The sequence below is a fragment of the Virgibacillus sp. M23 genome (assembly GCF_034190895.1).
GTDB lineage: Bacteria > Bacillota > Bacilli > Bacillales > Amphibacillaceae > Virgibacillus > Virgibacillus salarius.
The window spans coordinates 52,350-70,622 of sequence record NZ_JAWDHA010000002.1; the positions used below are offsets into that span (position 1 = coordinate 52,350).

Below are 18,273 nucleotides of genomic sequence, written 5' to 3' on the forward strand. Positions count from 1 at the left end.
GGGCATGTTGAGCCGAGAGCGACTTCACGAATCGCCCTAATCTAAGACATCATCGGCTCGCAAGCTTATAGTGATTTCTTTATCTCCGTTGACTCGCTCCAGTCGTTACGTTTCTAATCGAGCGTTTGCGCTTTTGTTCTTAGTCCTTCCATGTATTTTTTAAAACGCGGATCCAATTGCCATGGGCAATTTTTTGTAGCTCTTTATCAGAGAAACCATGTAGTCGTAGCTTATTCATCAGGTTAGGTAATCCAGTAACGTCTTTCATACTGTCCGGAACGGTTGTACCATCAAAGTCTGAGCCTAGGGCCACATGCTCTATGCCAAATTGTTCCGCAATATATGCGATATGGTGAACGATTTCATCAAGAGAAATAGCTGTACCAAATTGTCCATCCGCTCGAATCATATTAACAGCATAATTAATTCCAACAACACCATTACTCTCTTTTATCGCTTGTAGCTGTTTATCAGTAAGATTTCTCGAAATTGGACAGATTGCGTGAACATTAGAGTGTGTGGCAACAATAGGTGCATCGCTTAGATTTGCCACATCCCAAAAACCTCTTTCGTTTAAATGCGTCGTGTCGATCATTATTCCCAATTCGTTACACTCGCGAACCAGGTTTTTCCCTGCTTTTGTAAGCCCATCACCTATATCGGGTGTAGCTGGATAGCGGAAAGGGACTCCATGTCCATACTTGTTTGGGCGGCTCCAAACTATTCCCAGAGAACGTAATCCAGCTTGATAAAGGATATGGAGGGCATTAAATTCTTCATCTATTGCTTCAGCGCCTTCCATATGAAAGATAGCAGCAATTACATTGCTGTTTAAACAATGTTCTAATTCTGCGGCATTTTTAACTACTTTTAATGTGCCATTCGATACAGATTCAAGTTTAAATAAGTTTGCAGCAAGCGTATTTGTGTAATTTAACGCTGACATTTGATTAATTGGTGGAGGTAACGGGATATCGTAGCCGTTTTTTGTTAAATATTTTTCCGGTTCTGCATCATAGTCCGAATTGGGAGTGAAAGCAGCAAAGAATCCCCCACAAAAATTTCCCCTTCGCGCACGAGGCAAGTCAATATGTCCTTTAGCGGTTTCAGAAAAAAATAAGCCCTCCATATCTTCTGGATCGTGCAAAAGTCTTAACAACGTATCGTTATGTCCATCAAATATAGGAAAGTCATTCATGGAAACATCTCCTTATCCGTTTAAGCTTAATCCTTAGTTTAGCATGCCATTTAAAAAAATAGTAGGTTCTAAAATTAGCGGTATTGGCTAGTAAAAGTTCCATAGTAATATAGTTCTTTTTTAATGCTTGTAACTGAAGCATATACTATTCTCCTATTAAATGGTGAATCATAGGTAGTTCATTCTAATCATTTTTTGAAAAGTTAGATTTATTTGATAAATAGTAGTAGATATTTCCATATTTCTTTGCTATTGTCAAAATAACTACATACATACGAAGGATTAACATCTATGACCTGAATATCTTGAGGGAAGGTAGGTGTTATTTTTTTAGTAGATTTGAGTGTGAGATTCATGTTGGCAAGTTGATTCAATTCGACATTAATCCTCTTTGAATTTGCACAAGAATGTTGGGTTCCCACGTAAGCTAATTTTCTAAAGGGAGGAAATATCATTGAAACATTACCGATTGATATCCATCATCTCGGTAGTCCTGTTCTTCATTATGTTTCCGTTATCTAGCTTTGCAAACCAAGAAAATAAAAAAGATGCAAGCAATGATGAAATTAGAGAAATCATCGAGGGGATGACACTTGAGGAGAAAATAGGTCAGCTCTTTGTTGTGCATGTTTATGGACAAACTCCTACTGATCCAGATTATGAAGACATTAATTTGCGTAATCATCGTGGCGGAAAAAACTTTCAGGAAGTTATTGAAAATTACCATGTCGGTGGAATCATCTATTTCAACTGGACAGGAAATATTGGCATGCCGCTTGATGCTGCACAAGTAAATGGATTATCAAACGGATTACAGGAAATTGCGATGGATCAAGATTCTTCCATCCCATTATTTATTTCCACAGATCAAGAGGGGGGAATTGTCCAAAGAGTAACAAGTCCGGGTACTATATTTCCAGGGAATATGGCGCTTGGAGCTACAAGGTCGGAGGATTATGGCACGCGTAGTGGCAGTATTATCGGAGAAGAACTGAACAGCCTTGGAATTAACATGAATTTTGCACCAACGGTAGATGTTAATATGAATCCAGAAAATCCAGTTATCGGTATTCGCTCATTCGGGGAGGATCCAAACCTTGTATCTAACCTTGGTGTAGCTCAAGTAAAAGCTTATAAAAAGGAAAATGTAATATCTACAGCCAAGCACTTTCCTGGTCATGGTGATACAGCAGTAGACTCTCATTATGGATTGCCAATTATCGATCACGATCTGGAAACACTGCATGAAGTAGATTTAAAGCCATTTAAAGAAGCCATTGATGCCGGAATTGAATCGATTATGACTGGGCATATCGTAGTACCGGCCCTTGATGATTCGGGATTACCAGCTACATTATCGGAACCAATTTTAACCGATTTACTTCGAGAAGAAATGGGGTTTGACGGATTAATTATTACGGATAGTCTAGGAATGTCGGGAGCAAACGTCGTACCACCTGAACGAGTACCGGTGGAGGCCTTTAAGGCAGGAGCTGATATTTTATTAAATCCGCCAAATGTTGAGCTTGCATTTAATAGTATGCTTGAAGCTGTTCAATCTGGAGAGGTTAGTGAAGAAAGACTGGAAGCGTCTTTATATCGTATTCTACATGCAAAAATGGACAATGGCTTGTTTGAAGATCCGTATACAGACTCAGAGGCTATTCAAAATATTGGAGTAGCTGAGCATTTACAAACAGCACAGGAAATTGCTGATAGAAGTGTAACGCTTGTTAAAAATGATAATAACGTGCTACCGCTTGAAGAAACGGAAAAAGTGCTAGTGACAGGTCCATCAGTAGCGAAGCCTGTTATGATATCAAATCTTTTACAGGAAAAAGGGATCAATACGAGTAGTTATCCTACAAGCACATCTCCTACAGACCAACAAATAGAAGAGGCAGTTGCACATGCTAATACTGTAGATAAGGTAATAGTAACTTCTTATACAGCTAATACGAATGAAAGTCAGCAAGAATTGGTTTCAGCATTACAGGCATCAGGCAAGCAAATCATTGTATCTGCCCATCGAAATCCTTATGATATCATGGTTTTTCCTGAGGTGGATGGGTATTTAAGTACCTATAGTTATTTAGAGGTTTCCATGAATGCAGTAGCAGATGTTTTAACTGGTAAACAAAATCCATTCGGTAGATTACCAGTTACCATTCCAGAGCTGTACGATATTGGTCATAGTCTAGATTATATTGAAACAGAGCTTAGTGCAGATGGAATGAAGGAGCTTGTTGCTGAATTAGTTAATCAAGGTGAAATAATAAACGGTGAACGAAAACTAACGATGCATTTAACGGCAGTTAGTCGATATGAGCAAACTGGATTATCAGATAAAGTAATTAAGCATATGGATAGTTTCCAAAGATTATTAGAGCATCAGCTTGAAAATGATGCTATATCAGAAAAAGCATTTAGTTATCTGGATACGCAGGCAATTCTTTTAATAGAGCATTGGCAATCACAATAATAATTGCAATTATCGGGGGTATTGTACGTTGTTATGGACAAAACAGAAAAGAAATCATAAACGATGGGTACAACATGTTCTTGTGCGTACTTTAGCGAGTATGTACATTCTCTTTATGATTATATGCCAGATTTCTTCACCTACTACTGCTTCATTTTCAGATTCATCCAAGGTTAGCGGTACAATTGTAGCCTATAAGGAAGATAAGAAGCCTAAATCAAATGAAGATGATCCTGAGAATACTGATCAGACACAGAAAGAATCTGTAAAAAATCAGCCTAATAAGGAAGAAGATAAATTAGATAACAAGGAAGCTTCGGAGCAGGGATCAGCAGAAGCTGATGTAGAAGAAGCTACAGAAAGAGAAACTGAAAAGAAACAGCCTAGTGATGAAGATAATGCTGTTAATAAAGAGGAATCCTCTAGTAAACCAGAACAAGAAAAACAGAGAAATAAAGCAGAAAAAGAGGTTAACGGAGAAGTGTCTGAACGGAGTGATTCTGCCAATGAAGAACAAAGCGCTACTAAAGAAAATCAGTAGTGGGTTAACGAGCTTACTATTCATATTTCTACTATGTATGCTATTTCTTGTGTTCATTTCTAAGGTGACAGGAAATGAAGGAAATCTATTTGGATATCAACTGAAAACAGTTTTATCTGGATCAATGGAACCTAAAATCGATACAGGCTCAATAATCTCCATTAAAACTGGCGGGGATATGACAAGGTTCCATAGAGATGATGTTATCACATTTAATACGAAAGATGACATGATTGTCACGCACCGAATTACCGAAGTATTAAATGATGGAGAACAATATATTACAAAAGGTGATGCGAATGACGGACACGATCTAAATCCAGTACTTTCAGAGAATATCATTGGATATTATACAGGATTCACTATTCCGTATGTAGGGTACGTGATAAATTTTGCTAGTTCTCGTGAAGGAGCAGCCTTGCTCCTTATTTTGCCAGGATTTTTACTCCTAACTTACTCCTATATTATTATTCGTCGTACGCTCAGACAGGTGAAAGAAGTAATGGATGAAAAAGATATGAAGACTGGGAAAAAGACCCATTTTAATAAAAAAGGGGAGGATTTTCAATGAATATCAAAAAGCAATTAGGTATGGGAATGGTTTCAGCTGCATTAGGAATATCATTAATAAGTGGTGGTACATTTGCTTATTTCAGTGATAGCGAAACAACGAACAATACATTTGCTGCTGGTACGTTAGATTTAGCTGCCGAACCTACAGAAATTATTCAAGTAGAGAATATTAAACCTGGAGATTCGATGGTACGAGATTTTGAACTACAAAATAATGGAACACTCGATATTGATAAAGTATTACTTGATACAGATTATATCGTAGAAGATGCTAATGGTGATAATACCGCCGACTTTGGGGAGCATATTGAGGTTGAATTCCTCTATAACGCAGATAAATTAGATGAAGTAATCTACCAAACTACGTTAGCTGAATTACGACAGATGACCCCCGAGGCAGTGAATGAACATGTGTTTGATCCATTACTTGGAGAGCAAGGATTGCCAGTTGATTCCATTGATGATTTAGTAGTGAAGTTTAATTTCGTAGATAATGGTGAGGATCAGAATCAATTTCAGGGTGATTCTCTTCATTTAGAATGGACATTTACAGCAACCCAAGAAACAGGTGAAGAAAAATAACTGTTTATCCCGCATGTAGAGTGCCGTAGGACTCCCACTTTAAGTGCCAGAGTTAGTGAAAAATAGTCAAAGTGGGTGAAAAGGTACTTAGATGCCCGATTTGTTTAACTAATCTTCAGTAGGAGATGGAAGAAAACTCCTATTGAATGAAGTTTCACTTTATTTGAGGGGGGATGACCGGTATGAGAAGACAAGGTAAATCATTCTTGCTTATTTTAATATTTGCCATATCTATCATATTCACTAACCTTGAGGTTGGACAAGCCTCTGATCAGGAATTAGTACCTGGCGAACCGGCCAGTGTCGATATGATTGATAACCCATTACAAGATATCGATTATGCTATTGATCAAGCTATCGCTGAACAGGTAATGCCTGGAGCAGTTGTATTTGTTGCTAGAAAAGGGAAAATTGTAAAACACGAAGCGTACGGATATGCAGCACGATATACAGATGCAGATTTTACAGAGATGGAGCAGCCTATTGAAATGCAAAAAGATACGATAGTTGATATGGCTTCCATTTCAAAATTATTCACTGCAACAGCAGTCATGCAATTATGGGATCAAGGTATGTTTGATTTGGATGATCCTGTAGCTGATTATATACCTGAGTTTGCTGTAAATGGAAAAGAATCGGTTACTATTCGTCAGTTGCTCACACATACTTCAGGGTTTGCGCCGAGTCCTTCAAGATCTCTTTATTTAATAGAAGGGGGGAGGGATGGCCGGTTAGACTTCGTTTTGAATGAATCATTGCAGAATCCTCCAAATACAGAATATGTATATAGTGATGTTAATTACCTTACATTAGGTATATTGATCGAACGGTTAAGTGGAACGAGACAAGATCATTTTGTAGCTGATCACATCACAGACCCCTTAGGAATGGAAGACACCATGTATAACCCATCGTCTACACTACGAGAGCGTATTGCTGCTACTGAATATCAGCCGTGGACAAATCGAGGATTGGTATGGGGAAGTGTTCATGATGAGAATGCTTGGTCACTTGATGGTGTAGCTGGACAAGCTGGTATCTTTAGCACAGCAGCTGATCTAGCGACATTTGCACAAATGATGTTGAACAAGGGAGTATATAGTGGAGAAAGAGTACTGTCAGAACAAGCTGTAGAATTAATGAATACGAATTGGAATGACGCATTTCCAGGGCAAGATCAAGGATTAGGTTGGGAATTGAATCAGAGCTGGTATATGGATAACTTAGCAGAAGAAAATACGATGGGGCATACAGGTTATACGGGGACTTCGATTGTAGCAAGCCCAAATCAAGAAACAATCGCTATACTATTAACCAATCGGGTACATCCAACTCGTGAAACCGTATCTACAAATCCGATTCGCCGCAAGGTTTCTGAGCTTACTGCCGCAGCGATACATGCTTGGAGTGCAGAAAGTATGAAAGCGCAAGTAGAGATATTAGCAAGAAAAGGCGCCTTTACTAGCGAGCGAGCTGCCTATATGGTTAAACTTCACCTAACTGCGATTAGTAGATATGAAGAAATAAAAGATACTGAAAAAGTAATGAAGCATCTACAAGGATTTCAAGATCTATTAGACTACCAAAAGCAAAATCAATTGATTTCTGAGGATGCTTACACTACTTTGATAAATGATTCTGCATATTTAGTTAATAAGTGGAGATTGAAAGAGTAGTGAAAAGTAAGTTCCTAAGAGAATCATTTTCTATATGTGAAGTGAAAGACAGCTATGACTCACAAGTAATAAGGTGGGATTAGCTGTCTTTTTTGCTTCATATCCATATTGAAGTTGGAGAATTCCAGGAGGGGTGAATGATGAAAAAGGTAGTTGTAATAGTTTTAAGTCTAGCATTTATATGTTATACACTATCCATGGTTTTGGCAGATAGTACGAATGGAAGACTTGAAAATACGCAAGATGAATTAAAACTGGGTGTCGAAGTTTTATTAGATGAACAAAAAGAATTAATAGAGGGGAAGCGTGTTGGTTTAATTACCAATCCTACGGGAGTGGATCAAGCGTTAAATAGTATTGTTGATCGGTTACACAATGATCCTGCTGTAAATCTAACAGCACTTTATGGCCCAGAGCACGGCGTTCGTGGCGATGCACAAGCAGGAGAATATGTAGAGTATTATATTGACGAACAAACGGGCTTGCCAGTTTATAGCTTATATGGAGAGACAAGAAAGCCAACTCCAGAAATGCTAGAAAATGTGGATGTCCTGCTATTTGATATTCAAGATGTAGGAGCGCGTTTCTACACGTATATTTATACTATGGCTTATGCGATGGAAGCAGCGCAAGAGAATGGAAAAGAATTTATTGTTTTGGATCGCCCTAATCCATTGGGAGGGTATGACGTAGGAGGGCCCGTTCTTGATCCGGACTATGCTTCATTTGTAGGAAACTATCCAATTCCATTACGTCATGGATTAACTGTAGGAGAGTTGGCAAATTTATTTAATGAGGAATTTGCTATTGGTGCCGATCTAAAGGTTGTGGAAATGAATGGCTGGGAGCGCGGTATGTATTATAATGATACAAATTTAGAGTTTGTGATGCCGTCACCTAATATGCCGACGTTTGATACTGCTCTTGTATATCCGGGAGCAGCTTTAATTGAAGGAACTAATGTATCAGAAGGACGTGGTACGACAAAGCCATTCGAATTAATAGGAGCGCCTTTTATAAACAGTACTGAATTTGCACAGGCTTTGAATGAATTGGAAGTACCAGGTGTGTTATTCCGAGCAGCTTCGTTTACCCCGATGTTTTCAAAGCATAGCGGAACACTTACTCACGGTGTTCAAATTCATGTTATCGATAAAGAAGCATATCAGCCAGTAATTACTGGGCTGCATATTGTAAAAGCAATTCATGACATGTATCCGGATGAATTTGCATTTCGGGCCGAAAATAGCTCCGGTATATCTTTCTTTGATAACCTAATTGGTAATGGGTGGGTCCGTGAAGCAATTGAAAATGGTGACGCAGTTGAAGAAATGGTGATAACTTGGAATCAGGAGTTAGAGAGATTTAAGCAAACGCGAAGAAATTATTTACTTTACAAAATACTTGTAGATAATATGCAAGCAGCTGTGGATAGGTTCACAGAAAGTGGTGCCATTGAAGAAGCTGCAAAGCGGAAATTAACAATGCATTTAACAGCAGTAGCTCAATATGAAGAGAAAGGACAAGCTGATAAAGTAAGAAAACATATGAAAGGCTTTAAGCTCTTATTAGATCAGCAGAAAGATAGTCAACGAATTGTAGAGGAGGCTTATAGCTATTTAATGAAGCAAGCCAACGATATGATTAAACAATGGCAATAAAGAACGAGGCTGAGACAAAAAGAATGAAGAAACGGTTAAAAACGAACGATGATTAGTTGAAATTAATTATCGTTCGTTTTTTGATCAGAATCATTCATTTAGCACCTGAAATAAGCGAGACTCCGGCGGTAACAGCACGAGTTCGAAGATCCACGTATTAACGTGTTTTTCTTTACCAAAGTTAGCTGAGGCCGTGCCACGAGTATAGTTTAACGGTGCGGCGATGATACTCCTATTGATAACATGATTATTCGTATTTTGAGTGAAGAAGTTGTGTTTGTCCCAGTCTCGTTTTTGAAGCAATATTTTAAACGCTATCCGAAGTAACTTTAAGCATTTATTCAAAGGAGATGTGTACAAATTGAAGAAAATTGCTATAGTTTTATTTTCATGCATCGTTTGTTTTCCCACTTTATCCATCTTTAGTGCTGCTGAATTTAATGACTATGTAAATGAAGAGGAAATACCTATTAAAGTGGCTACCTATAATATGGCTGCTGGAAGGGGAACGGATGGAAACTATCAGTTGGAGCGAATAGCTGAAACCATCCAAGAAACTGGAGCAGATATCATAGGTCTTCAGGAAGTTGATGTTCATTGGGGGGCTAGGAGTAACTACGACAATACCATTCAATTACTTGCGGAAGAACTGGATATGTATTACTATTTTGCTCCAATTTATGATATGGAACCAGCCCAAGGTAGTGACCATCGTAGACAATTTGGGGTAGCTATGTTAAGTAAATATCCCATTACAAATGCAGCTAATAGGCAAATCACCAGACTTTCTACTCAAGATCCTAATCCTGAGCCGAGACTGGCACCAGGATTTTTAGAAGCAGAAATCACAATTGAAGGAGCGGTGGTTCACTTTTATGTTACTCACTTAGACTATCGTTCTAATCCAGCAATTAGGGAAATGCAAGTTAGTGATATGAGTGCAATTATGTTAGAAAATAATTACAATATTTTAGTTGGAGATATGAATGCTAGACCGAATGCAGAAGAATTGCATCCGTTATTTCAATGGTATGATGATGCATGGCATATCAATGATGTGCAAGGATATACGTATCCATCGACAGTTCCTAACCGGAGAATCGATTATATTTTTACGTCACCTCGTATGAAGATAGACGCTGCTCAAGTAAACATGTCCAATGCATCTGACCATCTTCCAGTCACAGCAGATGTAACAATCCTTCGTGAAAATCACTCCTATTCGATAAGAGGAATGAAATCGCTTATAGACTATTATGAACAACGAGGGGAGTTAACAAATCAGCAGCTGATCAATCGAACTCGATTACACTTAGATATACTTCATTATTATGAGGAAAAAAATCGAAAAGATAAAATGATAAAACACTTGGACAGTTTTGTAGACTTGCTTACCTATCAAAAAAATCATCAAATGATCTCAGATGAAGCGTACGATGTACTTGTATCAGATACAGAATTTTTAAGAGCGTGCTGGAGTTCTGAAAAATAACAAACGTGTAGGCGATGTATACGTACTTCGTCTTTTTGATAAGTTAAGAAAGTATAAAATCAGTGCAATGACTGCGTTAAGCCAAGTAGTTATTTTGAAATGTTTGATGTATATTGGCAATGCTCCGACTAATTACTTCGCTTTCCGCGGGCACGGCCTCAACTAACTTTGCAAAGAAGAACACGTTGCAAAGTGGATTTTCGGCTCGCGCTATTCCCGCAGGAGTCTACGTAATTAGTCTCCGCTATGAGAAGGTGCAACAATTCTTGTCATAAGTAATAGGTTGACTTTTTTTACAAAAAATCGCTATCCGTGAGTATAAAAGCAGCTGTGTTACTTCATGCTAGCGTTGTAGAGCCTGATAATAGCGAAGGCCGGCCACTTCAACTCCTGTGGGAAATGTTTGACCTGAAGATCCACTTTTTTGAGCGGGTTTTGCTAAAAAAGTTAGCGGAAGGACAAACCCCACGGAAAGGGAAGTGGGCAGCCGGAGTGTTGGTCAAGCAAGCAGTAGCTATTATTCCATAATAGCTACTAGAGGAAGCGTGAATCTGAGCATTTAGTGATAAGGACTGAGCGAATTTTGCTCAGTTTTTCTTATCGTTGAGAAGCTAAACCTCATCATTTTTAGATTAGATGAAATTTTCAGTTATTTATGTTAAGATGAAATCGTAATTATATCCAAACGCCAAGAAAAGGAGGAGAAACATGGAGTATGCGATTAGTGGATGGACTTTCTTTTGGTTTGCTGTTCCAATGCCATTGTTGGTAGTTTGGGCTGTCGTCACTTTTTTTACAGAAAGGGGGGATGAAGACTAATGAATCCCACAATCTTAACATTTATTGTTTATTTGATAGTGATGATCCTTATCGGAATTGTAACCTATCGTATGACAAATACATTATCTGATTATGTACTTGGTGGAAGAAAATTAAATAGCTGGGTTACAGCCTTCTCGGCTTCCGCTAGTGATTTTAGTGGATGGTTGTTAATTGGATTACCTGGTGCTGCATATGCTGCTGGACTTGGCACTTGGAGTTTATGGATTGCTGTTGGTTTAGCAATTGGTGCAATGATAAATTGGCAGTATGTTGCAAAACGACTTCGCATTTATACCGAATATACAAATGACTCCATTACATTACCCCAGTATTTTGAAAATCGTTTCCGTGATAACTCCCATTTGTTACGTGTTATTTCCGCTGTCTTTATTCTAGCTTTTTTTCTATTTTATACAGCCTCAGGCTTAGTTGCAGGTGCAAAACTATTCCAAGGAACCTTTGAAATGGATTATCACCTAGCATTAACTGTAGGTGCCATTATTATTGTTGCATATACGTTTCTGGGAGGTTTTTTGGCAGTAAGCTATACCGATTTTATTCAAGGTGCTCTAATGTCAGCTGCACTACTATTTACATCAATATATGGTTTGATTAAGATAGGTGGATTTGGGGAACTGTTTAATCAGCTTGGTCATATAACTCCAAGTTTAATCGATGCTTTTGCCGCTACAGATTATAGTCAAGCGGAAGGCATTCTTTGGGAATCTGCAGGTGCAATTGGGGCTGTTGGAATTATCTCAGCACTTGCGTGGGGGCTTGGTTACTTTGGTCAGCCACATATACTTGCTCGTTTTATGGCTATTCGTTCCCACAAAGAAGTGAGAAAAGCCAGGTTAATTAGTGTAACCATGGGTCTGGTCATTCCACTATATGGAGCACTCATTGTTGGAATGTTAGGGATCATTACATTTGACCAGCCACTTGCTGATTCGGAGCAAGTCTTTATTCAGCTTGTTCAAGTTGTTTATAATCCATGGGTAGCTGGGATCCTACTGGCAGCGGTTTTGGCCGCTATTATGAGTACAGTTGACTCACAACTATTGGTTTCTTCTAGTGCATTATCAGAGGATTTTTACAGAAGGTACCTCCGTAAAAATGCTAGTGAGAATGAGCTCGTCTGGGTTGGTCGTATTTCCGTATTAGTTATTGCATTGATTGCGGTACTAATCGCGTGGAATGAAACTAGTTCTGTACTTAATTTAGTTGGGTATGCATGGGCAGGTTTTGGTGCCACATTTGGCCCAGCAATATTGTTTTCTTTATTTTGGAGAAAAACTTCCCGAAATGGTGCAATAGCTGGCATTCTAGTTGGCGGGATAACAGTTTTTCTTTGGCCGTTAACTGGATCTGAACTGTACGAAATGGTACCCGGCTTTATTTTGTCTAGTATTGCCATTATCGGATGTAGCTTAGTTGGTAAGGGACCTTCCAATGAAATGCTCAAGGAATACGATAAAGTAACTGGCGTTAAATAAACTCTAGGAGTGGTACAACATGGTGCATGAAAAAATATATGGTAATACCCCTTGCTTTTTAGGTGGTTCAAAGGCAGATTTACATGACGAAAAAGTAAAAGAGAATGATGTTCTTATTTACGGAGTACCTTGGGAAGGTGCAGTTACATGGGGAGATTATACAGGTTGTGAATTAGGCCCAAAAGTCATTCGTTTAAACTCAGCTCGTTATTCTGGTTATCTACCTGAACTCGATAATGTAGATGTTTTAGAGCATTACAGGGTAGGTGATTTAGGAGATGTTGATGTTGTGCCAGCAGATACGGTAGAAACAATGAAACGAATTGAAAAATTCGCCATTAAAGTTTGGAATACAGGTAAATTTCCGATAGCTTTTGGTGGGGATCATGGGATAACCTACCCTATTGTTAAGGCATTAAGTGAAGATATTAATGGCAAAGTAGGAATAATCCACCTTGATGCCCATTACGATAATTATAAGGATTATGAAGGTGACCTTTATGCAAGAAGTACACCCTTCCATCGTATATATGAAAGTGAAAGTGTACGAAATGAAAGCATCGTGCATATGGGGATACATGGCCCACGAAACGCACCAGAGACTGGAAAGTATGCAGCAGAAGTAGGTGCGTCCACAATTACTATCCGAGATATTCGCAAATCAACAGATATAGCAGCACTTGCTAAGCATGCCTATTCCATTGCAAGTAAAGGAACAGAAGCTGTTTACTTAAGCATTTGCAGCGATGTACTTGATTTTGCTTATAATCCTGGTGGTCCTGTTGATGGGAATGGGCTTACTTCCTTTGAGCTATTGGAGCTTATTTATGCTTTTGCCAAACAGGGTGTTAGAGGAATGGATTATGTTGAAGTTTACCCACAGCAAGATACAAATGATAATTCTTCTCACTTTGTAACCTATGCAGTTCTTTATGCACTTGCCGGTAATATTATTCATGAACAGAAGCAATAGTGTAATATACAAGTCAGAATTTGGACTATAAGATCATTGATCTATAGAGTGAAACTTCAATCAGTCGGAGTTTTGTTTATCCCCACTTACCCATATTGGGTTCACTTTATTACTTGAAGTGGGGGACTGCCAGTTATATGTGGGATAAAAATCATTCAATGATCAGGTTCCCAAGAGGATAAGTTTCCTTGATAAAGGAGTGAATCCCAATTAATCGATAAATAGCTAACGTTTTCGGGTCGCTCCTTAATTCAAGGTTTAAAAAACACTTTCCAGATATATATACCTATTTTGAAGATGGGAATTCCTCCTATATACACTTGTTAGTTATAAGATTGCTTGTTACGATGACAATAATGTATGACAAAGGAGGAAACAGATTGACCAAACAGATGGTGGAAGATCTGTTGCATGCTATCACTGATGTCATGGAAGAATTAGAAGATGTAAAGACAAACAGTCGTCAGATTAATCAACTCTATACCAATCTAGAGTCAAGAATAGATCATATGGGGTTGCATATTGATGGATTAGAAAAAAATATGAAACGTATAGATAGAAAGATAGCAGTAGTAACAGAAGGTAGATTGGAAAGCGGTACAAAGAAGTTAATAGCACGAAAGGTTGTTTATTAAAAAGCGTGCATAAGCAGGCTTATTTTTTTATATTATTTAAAAGTTTCAAGGAATGAATCAGTTTCTATAAATTGAATATGTATGCACGTACCTATTCGTTTTCTTTTACATAGTAGTTTGGCATTCGTAATTATTGCTACATAGAAATGCTAATTTAGTATCCTATTATTTCTGCAACATTATATTTAGTAGTAGGAAGAAATTTAAAGGATACAGGTGAGTCTTCTCGAAATTTCATATTTTGTTCGGTTGTTGAGATAAATAGATGGTGGTATGCTTAGCATAAAAATATAGTGAAAAGGGGGAGAGGCATGAGTGAAATAACTTTACAGGACGTTTTTCAAGCAGTTATGGAAGTTTCTAATAACGTTAAAGTACTCCACGGAAAAGTAGATAAGTTGGAATTTAGAGTGGGAAAGTTAGAAATGAAAGTAGATAAGTTGGAATCCAGAGTGGGAAAGTTAGAAATGAAAGTAGATAAATTAGAATCTAGAGTGGGAAAGGCAGAAAGTCACTTTGCAAATATGGAAACAACTATCAGCTCTGTAAAAAAAGAATTAAAAGACTTGAAAATGGAAATCAAGTCAGATATACGTAAGGTCGATAAGAAATTCACTATCCTCTGCAGCGACATGTTGGAAACAAAAACTGATGTTGCCTTATTGTATCAAAGTTAAAGTTCTTATAGCGTGCATAAGCAGGCTTATTTTTTTACGTGTTTTTTGCTATGATATGAAAAAGGGGGAGAGAAATGGAGAAGTCTTCCAACGTTTTCATGGAGAAGTTAAAGGATAATCGAACCCTTATTGGCAGCCTTATTTTATTTATTACATTACTTTGGGGCTATGCATGGGTACTAATGAAAGAATCATTACAATACATGGGACCATTCACATTTTCCTCATTTCGCTTTGGTGTAGGTGCTATTACGTTACTGTTAGTAGCATGGATCTTGAAGCTCGGATTGCCTCCAAAAAAATATTGGAAACATATTGTTATCGTTGGCATTCTGCAAACAGCTATTGTCTTCTTACTAGTCATGTATGCTTTACGATTTGTAGACGCAGGGAAGTCCTCTGTTCTCTTATACTCCATGCCAATGTGGAGTAGTTTATTAGCAGTAAAATTCTTAAATGAAAAATTAAGCTTAGCTAAATCTATAGGGCTATTTATTGGTATGCTAGGACTTTTAACGATTTTAGGATGGGATATTTGGATTGGTCAATCGCCAGAAATGATAATAGGTGAGATTTTAATTATTCTTGCTGCCGTTTCATGGGCAGTGGCAAATACGTATTACCGATTAAAACTTGAAAACCTATCGCAAATACAGGTGTCAGCCTTTCAAATGTTCTTTGGAGCACTGGCTATTATGATGGTTACCCTTTTCATGGAGCATCATGAACCGTTATTAGTAAATAGTAAAAGTGTATACTACATATTATTTACAGGTGTATTTGCATCTGCACTATGCTTTACATTATGGTTTTTAATTCTTAGTTTAGTAGATATGGTTACGGCGACGATATCTACATTACTTGTTCCCATGTTTGGGCTGTTATTTAGTAGTTTTCTGCTTGGTGAAAAAATGACTTTTGGGATTCTAGGTGGGTCAGGGATGATAATTATTGGAATTATCATTGCGCAGAAAAAACGAGTACATGATACGTGATGATTATATCATTTTGGCAATTTGATAAGGGAGAGTATTATATGGGAATAGCTACTATTTATAAGAGTGTGGATGGGAAAAATAAGATTCAAGAAGCCTATGAAGATTATTTAGAAGCCTTTTCACTGCGTTTGGAGCGTGCGTATGTCAAAACACGCTTTGGAAATACGCATCTGCTAATAACCGGGCCGAAAAACGCAAAGCCACTCATTATTCTACAAGGCGGAAATGCAATTAATCCAATGACATTATATTGGTTTAAGGAGCTTTTTCATCATTATCGTATTTATGCGCCAGATACAATAGGCCATCCAGGTTATAGTGACGAAACACGTATTTCTGCAAAAGATCATAGTTTTGCCAACTGGATATCCGATATAATGGATTGGTTTCAATTGGAAAAGAGTGCATTCATTGGTCCATCCTATGGTGCAGGTATTATTCTTAGGTTGGCTACTTTCCAGCCAGAAAGAATAGCTTGTGCCGTTCTTATTAATCCCTCTGGTATTCAACTTGGTTCAAAAAAAGATATGCTACGCCATGTAATACTTCCTTTAGTCTCTTATCATCGTAATCGTAGTGAAGCTAGCTTAACTACAATTACAAATGCATTATCTGCTGGAGTAATGACGGATCAGGATCGCCAATTGATAGGAAATATATTTTCGCACGTAAAATTGGAAAAGAATATGCCAAAATTAACAACAAGGAAGGAGTTAAGAAACTATCACTCCCCTACAATGGTTATCACAGGAGAAAGAGATATCTTTTTTCCAAATCGACGAGTAATGAAGTATGCTCAACAGATTATTCCAAACCTTATTAGCTACCATACCTTTGATATGGGGCATTTTCCATCAACAAGTAATCTTGAACAAATACAAACAGAGATTTATACATTTTTACAAGAGCAGTATTAATGTTATCTCTAAGATTTGAACGAAATTGGTTACAGCCTCTAGTAAGTGTTTAGTTTACAGGAGGCTGAACCCTTACAAGTGGGAAAAAATAGTTTAAGAAGATACCTAACCTTTTGTAATTAATTATTGCTACTAAAAGAATAATAATCCAATAGAAATAGGTATGAAACTATATAATAATAGGATGACACAAAATCCCATTATATCTTTAACTTTTAATCCAGCGATAGCTAAAAGAGGTAATGCCCAGAATGGTTGGATCATGTTCGTCCATGCATCCCCCCATGCAACAGCCATCGCTGTTTTTGCTGTATCTACACCTAAGTCCAAAGCTGCTGGAATCATAATCGGACCTTGAACGGCCCATTGCCCGCCACCAGATGGTACGAAAAAATTAATAATGCCGGCACTAAGAAATGTAAACAGTGGAAAGGTAAACGCATTGGACATCTCAACAAACCATAGAGACATTTGCTCGGATAGACCAGAAGCAACCATCATTCCCATGATCCCAGCATAAAAAGGGAATTGCACAACAATACCACCGACATTTTTAACAGCGTGTGTTGCACTATTTAAAAATCGTCTTGGGGTGCGATGTAAGATAACTCCTAAGAAAAGCATAATAAAGTTAACAATATTGATATTTAAATCGAATCCGTTATTTATAAAAAAATAAATAACATATGCTAACCCCATGATGCCAATCAGGAAAGCTATCGTTTTGCTGTTTTCTAAACGGTCGGCAGGACTTTTATCTTCAACGGAATCTTTCTCGCTATTTTCGTCTATGTTATTTGTTTGCCACTCGGTTGCGTCAGAATGAATTAGTGGATGCCGTGCTTGCATTAAAAAGCGGTTGACAAAAGGTAAGGTGAATAATAGAAAACCAGCTATAAATAAATTAAAACCACTAAATAACGTTTCTGAAACAGGTACTATACCAATCGTATCTTCTAAGAAGTGGCCTGGTGTGGCAATTAATAATGGAATAGAAGCAGATAAGCCTCCATGCCACAGAAGAAATCCACTATAGGCACTTGCCATTAATACACGATAATCAACCGTTGGTACACGTTTCGCTACATGAATGGCAAAAAGAGCTCCAACTACAAGCCCGAACCCATAATTGATTAAACATGCTAAGGAAGCGATAAATGTGACTAATAGTATGGCCTGTGAAGGCGTATTTGCTAGATTACTAATCTTTTTTAACACAACTTTGACTAGTGGTGTATTTGCTAATATGTATCCAGTTACAACAATTAAGGACATTTGCATTGCAAATGCAAGTAAATCCCAAAACCCTGTCCCCCAATAATCAATCATTTGCATTGGAGAACTGTTAGTAAAGATAATTCCTAAAAGAAATACAGTGAATGTAAGTAGGATGGCAAATAAAAACGCATCAGGTAAAAAACGTTGTACCATTCGCTCACAAAATGCAGTGAAAGCCTTCATTCCTTTTCCTCCTTAAATTTTGTGAAATACTTAGCTTTCTCTTGAAAAGAAACCATAAACTTCCGAGTCACTCTATTATAATCATATGC

16 protein-coding genes and 1 pseudogene are annotated in these 18,273 nt (G+C 37.7%); 15 read left to right on the forward strand and 2 right to left on the reverse strand.

Going from position 1 to position 18,273, the window contains the following annotated elements; all coding sequences use genetic code 11:
• Window positions 1–139 precede the first annotated feature (139 nt).
• Window positions 140–1,198 (reverse strand): dipeptidase, encoded by a 1,059-nt coding sequence (locus tag RVS70_RS01175; protein ID WP_121605703.1) that lies wholly within the window; start codon window positions 1,196–1,198, stop codon window positions 140–142.
• A gap of 454 nt (window positions 1,199–1,652) precedes the next feature.
• Between RVS70_RS01175 and RVS70_RS01180 the strand changes: the two genes are divergently transcribed.
• The 15 genes and pseudogenes from RVS70_RS01180 (at window position 1,653) to RVS70_RS01245 (ending at window position 16,723) form a co-directional block, all read left to right on the forward strand.
• Window positions 1,653–3,680: a glycoside hydrolase family 3 protein gene (locus RVS70_RS01180; RefSeq protein ID WP_321132407.1), complete on the forward strand. Its 2,028-nt coding sequence runs from the start codon at window positions 1,653–1,655 to the stop codon at window positions 3,678–3,680.
• 28 nt (window positions 3,681–3,708) lie between these two features.
• Window positions 3,709–4,221: a SipW-dependent-type signal peptide-containing protein gene (locus RVS70_RS01185; RefSeq protein ID WP_321132408.1), complete on the forward strand. Its 513-nt coding sequence runs from the start codon at window positions 3,709–3,711 to the stop codon at window positions 4,219–4,221.
• The gene (gene sipW, locus RVS70_RS01190; protein ID WP_321132409.1) at window positions 4,187–4,792 is read left to right on the forward strand and encodes a signal peptidase I SipW; all 606 of its coding nucleotides are present in this window, start codon (window positions 4,187–4,189) and stop codon (window positions 4,790–4,792) included. The genes RVS70_RS01185 and sipW overlap by 35 nt, the downstream gene beginning before the upstream one ends.
• Window positions 4,789–5,376, forward strand: coding sequence for a CalY family protein (locus tag RVS70_RS01195; protein ID WP_321132410.1), 588 nt, complete (start codon window positions 4,789–4,791; stop codon window positions 5,374–5,376). The genes sipW and RVS70_RS01195 overlap by 4 nt, the downstream gene beginning before the upstream one ends.
• 182 nt (window positions 5,377–5,558) lie before the next feature.
• Window positions 5,559–7,052 (forward strand): serine hydrolase domain-containing protein, encoded by a 1,494-nt coding sequence (locus RVS70_RS01200; RefSeq protein ID WP_166530183.1) that lies wholly within the window; start codon window positions 5,559–5,561, stop codon window positions 7,050–7,052.
• Between the two features lie 140 nt (window positions 7,053–7,192).
• Window positions 7,193–8,449: pseudogene (locus RVS70_RS01205) on the forward strand (exo-beta-N-acetylmuramidase NamZ domain-containing protein); the annotation flags it as partial.
• Window positions 8,450–8,467: 18 nt separating this feature from the next.
• Window positions 8,468–8,713, forward strand: a complete 246-nt coding sequence (locus tag RVS70_RS23350) for an FIMAH domain-containing protein (protein ID WP_374489095.1) — start codon at window positions 8,468–8,470, stop codon at window positions 8,711–8,713.
• A 361-nt stretch (window positions 8,714–9,074) separates the two neighbouring features.
• Window positions 9,075–10,205 carry an endonuclease/exonuclease/phosphatase family protein gene (locus RVS70_RS01210; protein WP_226983545.1) on the forward strand — a complete coding sequence of 377 codons (1,131 nt, stop codon included), beginning with the start codon at window positions 9,075–9,077 and terminating at the stop codon, window positions 10,203–10,205.
• Between the two features lie 312 nt (window positions 10,206–10,517).
• Window positions 10,518–10,733: a hypothetical protein gene (locus RVS70_RS01215; protein ID WP_205388827.1), complete on the forward strand. Its 216-nt coding sequence runs from the start codon at window positions 10,518–10,520 to the stop codon at window positions 10,731–10,733.
• Window positions 10,734–11,023: 290 nt separating this feature from the next.
• On the forward strand, window positions 11,024–12,523 hold the full coding sequence (putP, locus tag RVS70_RS01220; protein WP_026679680.1) for a sodium/proline symporter PutP: 1,500 nt from the start codon (window positions 11,024–11,026) through the stop codon (window positions 12,521–12,523).
• Between the two features lie 19 nt (window positions 12,524–12,542).
• Entirely contained in the window at window positions 12,543–13,496 is a 954-nt protein-coding gene (locus RVS70_RS01225; protein WP_026679679.1) for an agmatinase family protein, read from the forward strand.
• Window positions 13,497–13,876: 380 nt separating this feature from the next.
• Window positions 13,877–14,131: a hypothetical protein gene (locus RVS70_RS01230; protein WP_121605699.1), complete on the forward strand. Its 255-nt coding sequence runs from the start codon at window positions 13,877–13,879 to the stop codon at window positions 14,129–14,131.
• A 311-nt stretch (window positions 14,132–14,442) separates the two neighbouring features.
• Window positions 14,443–14,808 (forward strand): hypothetical protein, encoded by a 366-nt coding sequence (locus RVS70_RS01235; protein ID WP_228088985.1) that lies wholly within the window; start codon window positions 14,443–14,445, stop codon window positions 14,806–14,808.
• A gap of 74 nt (window positions 14,809–14,882) precedes the next feature.
• On the forward strand, window positions 14,883–15,803 hold the full coding sequence (locus RVS70_RS01240; RefSeq protein WP_051388223.1) for a DMT family transporter: 921 nt from the start codon (window positions 14,883–14,885) through the stop codon (window positions 15,801–15,803).
• Window positions 15,804–15,844: 41 nt separating this feature from the next.
• Entirely contained in the window at window positions 15,845–16,723 is an 879-nt protein-coding gene (locus tag RVS70_RS01245) for an alpha/beta fold hydrolase (RefSeq protein ID WP_121605697.1), read from the forward strand.
• Between the two features lie 132 nt (window positions 16,724–16,855).
• On the opposite strand, the gene RVS70_RS01250 is transcribed toward RVS70_RS01245, so the two are convergent.
• Window positions 16,856–18,184: a short-chain fatty acid transporter gene (locus RVS70_RS01250; protein WP_121605696.1), complete on the reverse strand. Its 1,329-nt coding sequence runs from the start codon at window positions 18,182–18,184 to the stop codon at window positions 16,856–16,858.
• Window positions 18,185–18,273 lie beyond the last annotated feature (89 nt).

Bases quoted from the DNA above. Each gene is read 5' to 3' on its own strand.
- RVS70_RS01245 (WP_121605697.1), top strand. From the start codon at position 15,845: ATGGGAATAGCTACTATTTATAAGAGTGTGGATGGGAAAAATAAGATT.
- RVS70_RS01225 (WP_026679679.1), top strand. From the start codon at position 12,543: ATGGTGCATGAAAAAATATATGGTAATACCCCTTGCTTTTTAGGTGGT.
- RVS70_RS01175 (WP_121605703.1), bottom strand. From the start codon at position 1,198: ATGAATGACTTTCCTATATTTGATGGACATAACGATACGTTGTTAAGA.
- putP (WP_026679680.1), top strand. From the start codon at position 11,024: ATGAATCCCACAATCTTAACATTTATTGTTTATTTGATAGTGATGATC.
- RVS70_RS01195 (WP_321132410.1), top strand. From the start codon at position 4,789: ATGAATATCAAAAAGCAATTAGGTATGGGAATGGTTTCAGCTGCATTA.
- sipW (WP_321132409.1), top strand. From the start codon at position 4,187: ATGAAGAACAAAGCGCTACTAAAGAAAATCAGTAGTGGGTTAACGAGC.
- RVS70_RS23350 (WP_374489095.1), top strand. From the start codon at position 8,468: ATGCAAGCAGCTGTGGATAGGTTCACAGAAAGTGGTGCCATTGAAGAA.
- RVS70_RS01200 (WP_166530183.1), top strand. From the start codon at position 5,559: ATGAGAAGACAAGGTAAATCATTCTTGCTTATTTTAATATTTGCCATA.
- RVS70_RS01250 (WP_121605696.1), bottom strand. From the start codon at position 18,184: ATGAAGGCTTTCACTGCATTTTGTGAGCGAATGGTACAACGTTTTTTA.
- RVS70_RS01240 (WP_051388223.1), top strand. From the start codon at position 14,883: ATGGAGAAGTCTTCCAACGTTTTCATGGAGAAGTTAAAGGATAATCGA.
- RVS70_RS01235 (WP_228088985.1), top strand. From the start codon at position 14,443: ATGAGTGAAATAACTTTACAGGACGTTTTTCAAGCAGTTATGGAAGTT.